Below are 12,878 nucleotides of genomic sequence, written 5' to 3'. Positions count from 1 at the left end.
AATCAAGATGGCATCGAGCATTCGCGTGCGCGCCACCTCAAACGGCGACACCACCGAGGTGCAGGCGCTGATCCAGCATCCGATGGATTCCGGCTTCGTCAAGGACGCCAAGGGTGAGATCATCCCGCCGCACTTCATCCAGGTGCTGACGTTCGAATATGACGGCAAGCCGGTGTTCGTCGCCGACTGGGGCGGCGGCGTGTCAAAGGATCCGTACGTCAAGTTCGCCTTCAAGGGCGGCAAGAAGGGCGACGATCTGAAGATCAGCTGGGTCGACAACAAGGGCGCAACCGACACCACGACGGCGAAGATTCAATGACGCGGCGCCACGCAATCCGCGCGGCCATCGCGACATTTGCGCTCGGCGTGCTGGCGCTCGCGCCGGCGCACGCGGCCGACAGCGTCGATCCCGCCGCCGACAAGGCCGCGTTCCAGAAGTTCTTCACGACCAAATTCCCCAAGCTGAAGCTCGAGGATTTCGTCAACGGTCCCTATTCGATGAATGAGGACCTGCACAAGCAGTGGGAAGAGAAGGAAGAGTTTCCGCCCTACGAGTTCTCGCTCGAAGCTGGCAAGGAGATGTTCTCGACGCCGTTCAAGAACGGCAAGACCTATGCCGACTGCTTTCCGAACAAGGGCATCGGCATCCGCCAGAATTATCCCTATTTCGACGAGAAGGAAGGCAAGGTCGTCACGCTCGAGCTCGCGCTCAACCGCTGCCGCGAGGCCAATGGCGAGGCGCCGTTCTCCTACGTGAAGGACGACATGGCGGCGCTCACCGCCTACATGGCCTTCACCTCGCGCGGCAAGCCGATGGACATCAAGATCCCGAACGATCCGCGCGCGCTTCAGGCCTATCAAAAGGGCAAGGAGTATTTCTACACCCGCCGCGGCCAGCTCAATTTCTCCTGCGCCACCTGCCATATCCAGAGCCCGGGCCAGCGGATTCGCGCCGAGGTGCTGGCGCCGGCGCTCGGCATCCTGAACGCGATGCCGATCTACCGCTCGGAATGGTCAGGCATGGGCACCACCAGCCGCCGCTTCACCACCTGCAACAGCCAGATCCGCGGCGTGCCGCTCAATCCCCAGGACGACGAGTACCGCAACCTCGAATACTATTTGTCCTATGTCAGCAATGGCCTGCCGATTTCGGGGCCGGGAGCAAGGCCATGATGCGAACCATCTTCGCGGCATCGGCGCTGCTGATCGCGACCGCAACCGCGGCGCTCGCCGCCTCCGAGGCCGACTACAAGGCGGCCTACGCCGCGGCCGAAGCCGCCAACAAGGAAGCAGGCTCCCTTCGCAACCAGTGGACCACCACGGCCTCGACGCTCGCCGCCGCAAAAAAGGCCGGTGAGGCTGGTGATTTCGACACCGCAGTCGCCCAGGCCAAGGAGGCCGAGGCGCTGGCAAAGGCATCGATCTTTCAGGCCACCAGCGAAAAGGAACGCTGGAAGGACATGGAAGTTCGTTAAAGGCGCGCAGGCCACGGGCCGCGCGGAGAGAGCGATGATCATCCGCCGCCGGGATTTCCTGAGAGCTTCGGCTGCCGCGACGTTTGTGGCCGGCCTGCCCCGCCTCGCGCGCAGCGCCGATACCGCCAGCGTCTACGACCTCGAACGCTTCGGCAACGCCCGCATCCTGCATTTGACCGACACCCATGCGCAGCTGAAGCCGGTGTTCTTCCGCGAATCCGGCGTCAATATCGGCGTCGGCGCGATGGCCGGCCAGCCGCCGCATCTGGTCGGCAAGGCATTCCTCGACCGCTTCGGCATCCGGCCCGACAGCGCCGACGCCTATGCCTTCACTTGCGTCGAGTTCGAAAAGGCCGCCGTCCGCTTCGGCCGGCTCGGCGGCTTCGCCCATCTGAAGACGCTGGTCGACAAGCTGCGCGCCGATGTCGGCGAGAAGCGCTCGATCCTGCTCGACGGCGGCGACCTCTGGCAGGGCTCGGGGCTCGCCAACGCGATGAACGGCGCCGACATGGTAGAGGCCGCCAACCTGCTCGGCATCGAGGCGATGACCGGGCACTGGGAATTCACCTATGGCGAGCAGGTGCTGCGCGACAATCTCTCCCGCTTCAAGGGCGAGTTCCTGGCGCAGAACGTATTCCTGACCGAGGAAGCCGCGTTCAACGACGCCAAGGCGTTCGATCCAGCTTCGGGGCGGGTGTTCAAGCCGTCCATCATCAAGGAGATCGGCGGCCATCGCGTCGCGATCATCGGCCAGGCCTTCCCCTATGTGCCGATCGCGCATCCGAAGCGCTTCACGCCGGACTGGAAGTTCGGCATCCGCGACGACGAGCTGCAGAAGCTGGTCGATGGCCATCGCAACAACGACAAGGTCGAGGCGGTGATCCTGCTGTCGCATAACGGCATGGATGTCGACCTCAAGCTCGCCAGCCGTGTCACTGGCATCGACGTCATCCTCGGCGGCCACACCCACGACGCGATCCCGATCCCGATCACGGTGACCAATGCCGGCGGCGTCACGCTGGTCACTAATGCCGGCTCTAACGGCAAGTTCATCGGCGTGCTCGATCTCGACCTCGCCAAGGGCAAGGTGGCCAATATCCGCTACCGCCTGTTGCCGGTGTTCGCCGAGCTGTTGAAGCCAGATCCCGCGATGCAGGCGCTGATCGACAAGATGCGCGATCCGCATGCCGACGAATGGAGCGACAAGCTCGGCACCGCCGACCGCCTGCTCTACCGCCGCGGCAATTTCTCCGGCACCGTCGATCAGTTGATCTGCGATGCGCTGCTGAGCGAGCTCAATGCCGAGATCGCACTGTCGCCGGGCTTCCGCTGGGGCCTCACCACGCTCGCCGGCCAGCCGATCACCATGGAAGACGTGCTGTCGGAGACCGCGATCACCTATCCCGAGACCTACGTCGCGACGATGACCGGCAGCCAGATCAAGGACGTGCTGGAAGACTCTGCGACAATCTGTTCAACGCCGATCCCTATTATCAGCAGGGCGGCGACATGGTCCGCGTCGGCGGCCTCGCCTACACCTGCACGCCCGCCGAGAGCGTCGGCAAGCGCATCTCCGAGCTGAAGCTCGGCAACGGCAGGCATCTCGAAGCCGGCAAGCATTACAAGGTCGCGGGCTGGGCGTCGGTCAACCAGCAGAACGGCGCGCCGATCTGGGATGTCGTGGCCAAGCATCTGCGCGCCGGCCGGCCGCCGAACCGCGACGAACCCGGCGTGACGCTGAAAGGTGTCGACGACAATCTGGGCATTGCGAGGCACGGATGACGCGGCGTGCGCTGATCGCGGCGTTCGGCTGTGCTGTGATCGCGCTGGCGACGCCGCCGGCCCGCGCCCAGCTCGCGCCGCTGCAGGACAAGCCGTTCGCCGAGCACAAGGTCGTGCTGCAGCTCTCCGACAACGATCCAAAGAAGCAGGGCCTGGTCCTCAGCGTCGCCAGCAATCTGATGAAGCACTACGACCCCGACAAGGTCGCGGTCGAGATCGTCGCCTTCGGCCCGGGCATCGACCTGCTGAGGCCCGATAACGCCAACCGCAAGCTGGTGGAAAGCCTGGTTGCGCAGGGCGCGCGGGTCGACATCTGCCTCAACACCGTCGATACGATCGAGCGCGGCACCGGCAAGCGGCCGGACTACATCGCCGCCGCCACGCCGGTGCAGGTCGGCGTCGCGCAGATCTTGCTGTTGACCGAGCACGGCTACACGCTGGTGAGGCCGTAAGGCTCTGCCGTCATTGCGAGCGAAGCGAAGCAATCCATGCTTTGCCGCAGGGACAGAATGGATTGCTTCGTCGCTTCGCTCCTCGCAATGAGAGGTGACAGCGGAGCCTCTTCAAGTGAGCTTCCCATGCTTCGCCGTCTCGCCGCCGCCGCGCTGCTTTCGCTCGCCTTCGCAACGAGCGCACTCGCCGCCGACAAGCCGCATCGCATCGCGATCCAGATCGACCAGAACGATCCGCAGGTCATGAATCTGGCGCTCAACAACGCGACCAACGTGATCGAATATTACCGTGCGAAGAACGAGGACGTGGAGATCGACATCGTCACCTACGGTCCCGGCCTGCACATGCTGCGCAGCGACACCTCGCCGGTGCAGGACCGCATCAGGCGCCTCAAGGATTTCGTCTTCCCGGGCAAGATCCAGTTCTCCGCCTGCGGCAACACCAGGCAGGGCATGGAGAAGGCCGAGGGCCACGCCATATCAGTCGTCTCCGACGCCACCATCGTACCGTCGGGTGTGGTCCATCTGATGGAGCTGCAGGAGCAGGGCTGGAGCTACGTTCGGCCTTGAGGCTCACCTCTCGTTCCCGAATCGCGAACCTGGACCGTCATCCTGAGGAGCGCGATCTTGCGCGCGTCTCGAAGGATGGACGGCCCGGATGATTCAGCGCGCATTGCCTTTCCCCGGAAATGAGCCGGGCCGTTCACCCTTCGAGGCTCGCTTCGCGCGCACCTCCAGCGACAACGGCAAAGCCGTTGCGCGGGGGTGACGGGGATGGCGTGTGCACGGGGATGGATTTGCTTTGAATCAACCCTATCTATGAAATAATATGCTTTCAACGACTTGACCCATAGAATAGGTAAGCCGTCATGATCTTTCGCCAGCTGTTCGACAGCGTATCCGGCACCTACAGCTATCTGCTCGCGAGCCGCGCGGGCGGCGAGGCGCTGATCCTCGATCCGGTGCTGGAAAAGGCCGATCGCTACTGCAAGCTGCTGCAGGAACTCGACCTCCGGCTGGTCAAGGCCGTCGACACCCATCTCCATGCCGATCACGTCACCGGCCTCGGCGAGCTGCGCGATCGCACCCAATGCATCACCATCATGGGCGAGCAGAGCAAGGCCGACGTGGTGTCGATGCGCGTCTCCGACGGCGACAAGGTGACGATCGAGGGGCTCTGCCTCGAGGCGATGTACACGCCCGGCCACACCGATGATTCCTATAGTTACTTGATGGGCGACCGCGTCTTCACCGGCGACACGCTGCTGATCCGCGGCACCGGCCGCACCGACTTCCAGAACGGCAGCGCGCGGGCGCAGTACGATTCGATCTTCAACCGCCTGCTCAAGCTGCCCGAGGAAACCTTGGTATTCCCGGCGCATGACTACAAGGGCGACACCGTCTCCACGATCGGCGAGGAGAAGCGCTACAATCCGCGGCTCCAGGTAAAGTCGATCGACGCCTATGTCGAGCTGATGAACAATCTCAACCTGCCGAACCCGAAGATGATGGACGTCGCGGTGCCCGCCAACATGCATGTCGGCCTGCACCAGGACGAACTCACCAAGGAAGGCCTCGCGCTCAACGCGCGCGACGCCATTGCGAGCCTCGGCCGGCCCGATATCCTCCTGGTCGATCTGCGCGAGAGCGGCGAGCGGGCCAAGCACGGCACGCTCGCCGGCGCGATGCACGCACCCTATCCGCAGATTTGCGCCATGCTGCAGCCCGGCGGTATGTTGCGTGAAGTGGCAGCTGCGACCGGCCGCCGCGTCGTGTTCTTCTGCGCCTTCGGCGAGCGCTCGGCGATGGCCGTGGCCGCCGCCAAGAAAGCCGGACTGACCAACACCGCCCATATCGAAGGCGCATCGATGCCTGGAAGAAGGCCGGTGGGCCGGTGGTGATGGGATAGGTCACTCGCCGTCATTGCGAGCGAAGCGAAGCCATCCATTCCTCCGCTTGCGGAAGCATGGATTGCTTCGTCGCAGTCGCTCCTCGCAATGACGATGGCAACACCTACTTCGTCACGCGCCGCAGTTCTTCCGTCAGCCGATCCAACGCATCCGCCAGCATCACGCCGCCGCAGACGGTGAGCCGCTCGGGCAGCACGATGCGCCTGCTCTCCGGATAGAAGCGCTCCAGCGCCGGATGCAGCAGGAAGGCGCGGCCTTCATCCTCGGCACGATCGCCGGCCTCCGACACCAGGATGAAGTCCGGCCGCAGCTTGACGATCGCCTCCAGCGACGCAAACCCGCCCGCGCCGAGGCCGAGCTCGCCGGCCGCATTGGTCAGTCCCGTCGCCGTCAGCAACGAGCTGATCAGGCTGCTGTCACCGGAGACAAAGCCACGCCGCTCCACCGGCAGCACGCGATAATGATGCGTGCTCGCCTCCGCCCGCGCACGGGCGATCGCCGCATCGAGGCGCGCGATCTCGGCCTTGGCGCGGTCCGGATGCTGCAGCACATCGCCCATTGCGCGGATCTGGTCCCTCACCTCGTCCAGCGTGCGCGGCACGGTGAATTCGACCAGATGCAACCCGTGGGCCTTGAGCAAGTCGCGGGTCGCGCGCTTGTCGAACAGGCTGACGACGACGAGATCGGGCTTGAGCGGCAGCACATCCTCGGCCCCGCCGGACAGGCGCGGATAGTTTCGCGCCTTTTCGGCGGCCCAGGATTGCCAGGCGTCGCGCGAGAAGCGGCTGAGACCGAGGATCTGGTCCGGATCGGCCAGCGACAGCACGAGTTGGTCGCTGCACACATTCATCGAGACGATGCGCGGTCCGGCGGCGAACGCGGCACCACAGCAAATCAACCATGCCGCGGCGGCCAAGGCTGCGAGACGCCGCATCATCACAAGCCCGCCCACGGCACGATAACCGCCTCGCGCCGGAATTCGGCGCGATAGGCACTGACCCGGAACACGCTGGCGAGCACCGCTTCCGACAATGCCTCAGCGGGCGCACCTTGAGCGGCCAGCCGTCCGTCGGACAGCACCAGCACATGATCGGCAAAGCGCGCGGCGAGCCCGAGATCGTGGGTCACCACGAGCACAAGTACGCCGGTGTCGGCGACACTACGCAACTTCTGCATCACGTCGATCTGGTGGCGTGGATCGAGCGATGCAGTCGGCTCATCGGCTAGGATCACCGGCGCCTCCACCGCGAGCACCCTGGCCAGCGCGACGCGGCTGCGCTCGCCGCCGGACAGCTCGGTGACGCGGCGGTCGCCGAATTCGACGACGTCGACCGCTTGCATCGCTCGCAGCACCGCTTCCACATCCCTCGGCGACAGCCGCGCCGGGTCGGTCGCACCATGCGGATAGCGGCCGAGCGCGACGATGTCGCGCGCCGGCAGCGGCCAGTGCACCATGTGCCCCTGCGGCAAATAGGCAAAGCGCTTCGCGCGCTCGCGCAGCGGCAGCGACCCCAGCGCATCGCCGCCGATCCGGATCTCACCGTCCGACGGGATCAACCCGGCAAGCGCGCGCAGCAGCGTGGTCTTGCCGGCACCGTTCGGACCGACCAGCGCAACCAGGTGACCTGATGCCAGCGACAGCGAAATATCATGCAGCACCTCGCGATGGCCGAGCGACGCATGGAGACCGCTCGCGGTGAGCAATGTCATGCCACGCCTCCACCGAGCGCGCGGCGCTCGCGCATGATGAGGTAAAGGAAGAACGGCACGCCGATGATCGAGGTCAGCACGCCGACCTTGATGTCCGAGGTCGAGGGGATGATGCGCACCGCGATATCGGCGGCGAGCAGCAATGCCGAGCCGGTGAACGCGCTCGGCACCAGGAGCCGCGCCGGATCGTGGCCGATCAACGGTCGCATCAGGTGCGGGGCGACCAGTCCGATGAAACCAATCGAGCCTGTCACCGCGACCGCGCCGCCGACGCCGAGCGCAACGCCCGTGATAACGAAGAGCCGCAGCCGTCCGACATCGACGCCGAGGCTCTGCGCGGCCTCCTCGCCGAGCGTCAGCGCACGGAACGCGCTCGCCTGGCTGAGCAGGATAGCGGCGCCGGCAACGATGAAGGGCAACGCCAGCGCCACATGCTGGAAGCTGCGATCCTCCAGCGAACCGAGCAGCCAGAACGCGATCTCCAGCACCACGAACGGATTGCTGGAGAGGTTCATCACCAGCGCCGTGGCGGCTCCCGCAAAGCTCGAGATCGCAAGCCCCGCGAGGATCAGGATCAACAGCCCGGCATTGCGGCCGGCGATCGCGAGCAGTGCGAACACCGAGCCGAAGGCCGCGATGATCGCCGCCACCGGCAGCGCGTAGGAGCGCACATCGGCGAGGCCGAGCGCAATCACCAGCACCGCACCGAACGCCGCCGATTGCGGCGCGCCGAACAGCGATGGCGAAGCCAGCGGATTGCGCAGCAGGCCCTGCAGCGCAGCGCCCGACAGCCCGAGAATACCGCCGATCGCGAACGCCAGGATGGTGCGCGGCAGACGGATCTCGCGCACGATCACCTGCGCCACGTCGCTGCCGCCGCCGAACAGCGCCTCGATCACCGCAAGCGGCGACAACCGCACCGGCCCGACGCCGAGCGAGATCACCAGCAACAGGACCACGAGCGCGAGCAGCGCCGCGGTGGCGCTCCACCGGCGCCGCGCCGCGACCTCGGCCGCCAAGGCAAAATCCTGCACGCTCATTGGACCCATGCTCTTACAGCGATCGCCGTGGCAGACAAGCGACACTCGACAAAAACCGTGGCCGTGCGGTCCTTGCCCGACTTCCGCCGGATTGACTTTGCTGCGCGGCCGAACCCTAGATGAACATGACGGTTCTTTGATGAGATGAAAAGGGAATGCGGTGCGGGGAAACTTCCCCAAGGCCGCGGCTGCCCCCGCAACTGTATGCGGTGAATCCTTCGTCAGATGCCACTGGGAAACTCGGTCCTGGGAAGGCGACGAAGGGTAACGACCCGCGAGCCAGGAGACCTGCCGTCAGCCGTGGTCACACGCGAGGATGCCGGTCGGGGAGTACAGGCATGAGCTTCACCTGATGCTGCAAGCACATGGTGAGACTGGTTCGCGGTGACGTGCCACTGACGTTGCCGAGGTCTCGCCTATGTTCCCCTTCCCGTCCCGTCGCGCCGCGCGTTTCTGCTCGCGTCGACGATGATCGTGCCGACGATCATCGTCTCGACCGCGCAGGCGCAGCAGGCGCCCGCTCCCGATCAGCTGCCCGCGATCGAAGTCACCAAACCGGGCGACCAGAATGTTACGCGCGCCAAGCCGGCGGCTGACGAAACGCCGGCGCCACGGCGCCCGGCGCCGGGCACCACCCAGAGCAACGACACGGGCAGCGGAAGCGGATCGGGCACGACCGGGGCCGGCCTCGCCACCGGAGCAGGCGGCGCGGATGGCGGCCGCCAGTTCGCCGGCATCGTCGGCTCCTCCTCGACCGTGATCACCGCCGACGACATCGCGCATTCGCCGGTGCAGTCGCTGCCCGAGATTCTCGCGCAGGTGCCGGGCGTGCAGCTGCAATCGCTTTACGGCGGACCGAACGGCGCCAAGACCTCGGTCGACCTGCGTGGCTTCGGCGCGTTCGCCTCCGACAATACCCTGTTCCTGCTCAACGGCCGCCGCCTCAACGATGTCGACAAGGCCGGCTTCGACCTCACCACGATCCCGCTCGATTCGATCGCGCGCATCGAGATCGTCAGAGGCAACAGCGGCGCGGTGCTCTATGGCGACAACGCGGTGGGCGGTGTGGTCAACATCATCACCAAGACCGGCGCCGGCGGTCCGCCGGCCACGATCCGGGCCGAAGGCGGGTTCGGTTCCTTCAACACCCGCATGGCGGCCGTGTCCGCGGCGCTCAATTCCGGACCCTGGTCCACATCGTTCTACGGCCACGGCATCAAGTCCGACGGCTACCGTGTCAACAACGCGCTCGACCAGCGCAGCGCGGTCGGCAACGTCAACTACAACACGTCGGACCTGTCCGCCTTCCTCACCGTCACCGGCAGCGACCAGAAACTCGGCCTGCCCGGCGGGCGGCTGGTCGATCCGTCGATCGGCGTCAACGAGCTGCTCACCGATCGCCGCGGCGCGGCGACACCGTTCGACTATGCCAACCAGCAGACATCAAGCGTCACGGCCGGCTTCACCAAGACGCTGACCAACGGCGTCGACCTCATCGTCGATGGTGGTTGGCGGCAGCGTGAGACGCAAAGCGGCTTCTTCGGCACCGTGCCGACCATCAGCTTCGCCTCGACCTATAACGATGCGGCGCTGCAGACCTGGTCGCTGACGCCGCGGCTCAGCGTCAAGAACGTCGCGTTCGGAATGCCGTCGACAATCCTGACCGGCATCGACTATTACGATTCGACGTTCCGCGAGGCGCGCGGCGCCTATCAGGGCGTCGACCCCTTCCACATCTACAATATCGATCAGCAGACCGTCGCCGGCTACTGGCAACACACGCTCGGCCTGCTGCCGACGACCGACTTCTCGTACGGCGCGCGCGTTCAGAACACCAACGTCTCGGCGCGCGACCGCTACGACCCGAACGCGCCGTTCGCATTCGATACCCAGGCGGCTCCGCTCGACAGCAACGAAACGCAATACGCGGCTCATGTCGGCGTCGAGCATCGCTTCAGCGACACGTTCTCGGTGTTCGGCCGCGCCGCCCGCGCCTTCCGCACCCCCGATGTCGATGAGCGCGTCGCATCCGGCCCGTCTTTCGATCCGCTGACCTTCGCGCCGATCCCGCAGAACTTCCAGCTCAAGACCCAGACGTCAGAGGACGTCGAAGGCGGCTTTCGGGTCAAGACCAATCTGTTTCAGGTCGAGACCAGCGTCTATCTGATGGACCTCGAGAACGAGATCCATTTCAACCCGGTGCTGTTCTACAACGTCAACCTCGATCCGACCCGCCGCTACGGCTCAGAGAGCAGCGCCTCGCTCAAGGTCAGCGACACCGTGACCCTGCGCGGCGGCATGGCGATCACCCGCGCCGTCTTCCGCGAAGGCATGTGGGCCGGCAACGACGTGCCGCTGGTGTCGCGCTATACCGGCAACATCGGTGTGACCTGGAATATCTGGCAGAACTATCTGGTGTTCGACGCCACGGTGCGGGCCTGGAGCTCGCGCATCATGGACAACGATCAGGCCAACACCCAGAGCCGGATTCCCGGCAACGCCACCGCCGATTTGAAGCTGAGCGGGCAGGTTGACCGCTTCTTCTGGTCGCTCAGCGTGAACAATTTGTTCAACGCGCTGTACTACGACTACGCCATCGCGAGCTCGTTCACGGCCGGCCGCTTCTCGGCCTACCCGCTGCCCGGCCGCACCTACATGGTCAAGGCCGGCGCGACGTTCTAGAGCATGATCCGGAAAAGTGGGGACCGGTTTTTCGAAAAGATCATGCTCGAACAAAGCGCGGTGCGGCGGGTGATCCCGCCGCACCGTTTGCTTACGTTACAAGCGCCCGGGAACTGGAGTAGAGTTCCGGCAGCTGATTTGACCCGTGCAGGGGAAACGCATGGCCAAGGCCGGAAAGACGAGCAAGGGCGGCGACAGGATCAAGGACAAGACCGACGACCCGGCGAAGAAGCCTCCGCCACGAGCCGCCCAGGATGACGATTATTACGAGGATGGCGACATCGCCACGCCGAAGCTGGACCGCTACGGCAATGATGATGAGCCGTTGTGAGGACGAGACGAGATTTCTCCTTTTGTCGTCCCGGGCAAGCGAAGCGCGACCCGGGACCCATAACCACCGATGGTGATGGCTGAGTTCGGCTGGGGCCACAGCCCAGTCGACGATCAGCTGCGGTGGCTATGGGTCCTGGCTTTCGCCAGGACGACGCGGTGAGGCACCGTTTAAAAAATCCTCCCCCTCGATCTTCCTGATACTCCCGCGATCGAGCAGGTGCGCACCAAAGCCGCCGCGCGCCAGCGATGCGGCGATCGGCGGTGATGCCAGCAGCAGCGCGGCCGTTATCCCAAGCGGTACGGCGCTGAGCCAGTCGATCCGGACCGGTGTCAATTCCTCGGCGCTGCCCTGATAGAGGCCTTCGCCCGCGGCGATGCGGCCGCATTCCCGGATCAGGTCGCGCCGCGTGCCGTCGCGCGAGGCGCTGCCGAGCAGCGCCTGCATCGCCAAATGCGTCCGCACCCCGGCGCGGCTCTCGGCGAGCGGCGCCGGCGTCTCGCCGCGCGAGACCCGCAGCAAGAGATCGACCAGATCGGTGCCCGACTGATAGGCGTTCATGGGCTCGACCAGCCGCGGGTTACAGTCGATCAACAGCGGCGTTGCGCTGTCGAGCGGCATGATGACGTCGACCGAGAGCGCGCCGTGCCAGCCGAGATGCGCACCGATGGTCTCGAGCGCGGCGCAGATCGCCGGCCGGCTCACGCTCTCCTTGATCGCCTCGCCGCCGCCGACCCCGGCCGCGATCTGCCGATAGGCGTGGAAGCCAACGAGCGTGCCGCGGCAGAACACCGACTGCGCCTTCTCGACCGTGCCGGTGATGAGATCCTGCGCCAGCACTTCGCCGGCAAAATCGCCCGAGGATTCGAGATCGTAGAGCGCGCGATTGAGATCGCCGGCGTCGCGCACGAACCAGATGCCGCGGCTCGCGGTGCCGACCGAGGTCTTGACAACAGATGGAAACCGCAGGCCGTCGCGCAGCTCCTCGGCCGAATTCACAATCCGGGTCGGCGGCTGCGGCAGGCCGAGCTGGTCGAGCAGCCGGCTGAAGCCCGCCTTGCCGTGCACGGCGCGATAGGAGGCGAACTCCGGCAGCGCGAGGCCGGTGCGCGATGTCAGCCGCGCCGCTGCGCGGGCGAAGACGAAGCCCTGCTCATGGGTCGGCAGCAGCACATCGAAATGCTGCGACGCCAACAGTTGCTCGACGAAGCGCAGGAAGCCGGCCGGATCGGTGCGCAAAGGCGGGCAATGGTGGTATTTGCGGACGAAACGGGAATAGCGCGCCAGGCACCAGCGCGAGGGATCGCAGACCTCGACATGATGGCCGGCCAGCCCCAGGATCGTGATCGCCTCGCGGCCGGAGGTGCTGGAGCCCTCCGACACCAGCACGCGGAGCGGCTTTTTGGCGTCGATCATGGCCGATCATCACCGCGCGGCCGCACTTTGTCGCCGCCTTTAATGCCGCATGTGTCGATCCGGCACGCCCGCGCCGGGGG

11 protein-coding genes, 2 pseudogenes and 1 riboswitch are annotated in these 12,878 nt (G+C 65.6%); of the genes and pseudogenes, 9 read left to right on the top strand and 4 right to left on the bottom strand.

All coding sequences use genetic code 11. From position 1 onward, the window contains the following. The first annotated feature begins 7 nt into the window (after positions 1-7). The 7 genes and pseudogenes from soxZ to ALC15_RS08090 all read left to right on the top strand — a co-directional run bounded on the left by soxZ (position 8) and on the right by ALC15_RS08090 (position 5,618). Entirely contained in the window at positions 8-319 is a 312-nt protein-coding gene (gene soxZ / locus ALC15_RS08120) for a thiosulfate oxidation carrier complex protein SoxZ (RefSeq protein WP_050626790.1), read from the top strand. Beyond that, a complete protein-coding gene (gene soxA / locus ALC15_RS08115; RefSeq protein ID WP_050626789.1) occupies positions 316-1,173 on the top strand; it encodes a sulfur oxidation c-type cytochrome SoxA in 858 nt (285 codons plus the stop codon). The genes soxZ and soxA overlap by 4 nt, the downstream gene beginning before the upstream one ends. Then, complete coding sequence (locus ALC15_RS08110) at positions 1,170-1,475, top strand: hypothetical protein (protein ID WP_050626788.1); 306 nt, start codon at positions 1,170-1,172, stop codon at positions 1,473-1,475. The genes soxA and ALC15_RS08110 overlap by 4 nt, the downstream gene beginning before the upstream one ends. Before the next feature lie 34 nt (positions 1,476-1,509). Then, positions 1,510-3,257: pseudogene (gene soxB, locus ALC15_RS08105) on the top strand (thiosulfohydrolase SoxB). Then, a complete protein-coding gene (locus tag ALC15_RS08100) occupies positions 3,254-3,709 on the top strand; it encodes a DsrE family protein (protein ID WP_050626787.1) in 456 nt (151 codons plus the stop codon). The pseudogene soxB and the gene ALC15_RS08100 overlap by 4 nt, the downstream one beginning before the upstream one ends. A 126-nt stretch (positions 3,710-3,835) precedes the next feature. Further along, positions 3,836-4,279, top strand: coding sequence for a DsrE family protein (locus ALC15_RS08095; protein ID WP_094193757.1), 444 nt, complete (start codon positions 3,836-3,838; stop codon positions 4,277-4,279). Positions 4,280-4,578: 299 nt separating this feature from the next. Continuing rightward, positions 4,579-5,618: pseudogene (locus tag ALC15_RS08090) on the top strand (MBL fold metallo-hydrolase). A gap of 104 nt (positions 5,619-5,722) precedes the next feature. On the opposite strand, the gene ALC15_RS08085 reads toward ALC15_RS08090, so the two are convergent. The 3 genes from ALC15_RS08085 to ALC15_RS08075 are packed head-to-tail and all read right to left on the bottom strand — an operon-like array spanning position 5,723 to position 8,369. Beyond that, on the bottom strand, positions 5,723-6,553 hold the full coding sequence (locus ALC15_RS08085) for an ABC transporter substrate-binding protein (protein ID WP_050626901.1): 831 nt from the start codon (positions 6,551-6,553) through the stop codon (positions 5,723-5,725). A 2-nt stretch (positions 6,554-6,555) separates the two neighbouring features. Continuing rightward, positions 6,556-7,329 (bottom strand): ABC transporter ATP-binding protein, encoded by a 774-nt coding sequence (locus tag ALC15_RS08080; protein WP_050626786.1) that lies wholly within the window; start codon positions 7,327-7,329, stop codon positions 6,556-6,558. Next, positions 7,326-8,369, bottom strand: coding sequence for a FecCD family ABC transporter permease (locus ALC15_RS08075; RefSeq protein ID WP_050626785.1), 1,044 nt, complete (start codon positions 8,367-8,369; stop codon positions 7,326-7,328). Before ALC15_RS08075 ends, ALC15_RS08080 begins: the two co-directional genes overlap by 4 nt. Positions 8,370-8,481: 112 nt before the next feature. Continuing rightward, positions 8,482-8,679, top strand: a riboswitch (cobalamin riboswitch). A 158-nt stretch (positions 8,680-8,837) separates the two neighbouring features. On the opposite strand from ALC15_RS08075, the gene ALC15_RS08070 reads away from it, so the two are divergent. Beyond that, positions 8,838-11,051, top strand: a complete 2,214-nt coding sequence (locus ALC15_RS08070; RefSeq protein WP_050626784.1) for a TonB-dependent receptor — start codon at positions 8,838-8,840, stop codon at positions 11,049-11,051. A gap of 160 nt (positions 11,052-11,211) precedes the next feature. After that, positions 11,212-11,382 carry a hypothetical protein gene (locus ALC15_RS44755; RefSeq protein WP_094193756.1) on the top strand — a complete coding sequence of 57 codons (171 nt, stop codon included), beginning with the start codon at positions 11,212-11,214 and terminating at the stop codon, positions 11,380-11,382. A 126-nt stretch (positions 11,383-11,508) separates the two neighbouring features. On the opposite strand, the gene ALC15_RS08065 is transcribed toward ALC15_RS44755, so the two are convergent. Further along, the gene (locus tag ALC15_RS08065) at positions 11,509-12,798 is read right to left on the bottom strand and encodes an ATP-grasp domain-containing protein (protein WP_050626783.1); all 1,290 of its coding nucleotides are present in this window, start codon (positions 12,796-12,798) and stop codon (positions 11,509-11,511) included. Between the last annotated feature and the right edge of the window lie 80 nt (positions 12,799-12,878).

The sequence above is a fragment of the Bradyrhizobium viridifuturi genome (genome assembly GCF_001238275.1).
GTDB classification, from domain to species: domain Bacteria; phylum Pseudomonadota; class Alphaproteobacteria; order Rhizobiales; family Xanthobacteraceae; genus Bradyrhizobium; species Bradyrhizobium viridifuturi.
The sequence above is the reverse complement of the archived record's forward strand: the minus strand, read 5'-3'. Positions and strand labels throughout refer to the sequence as shown.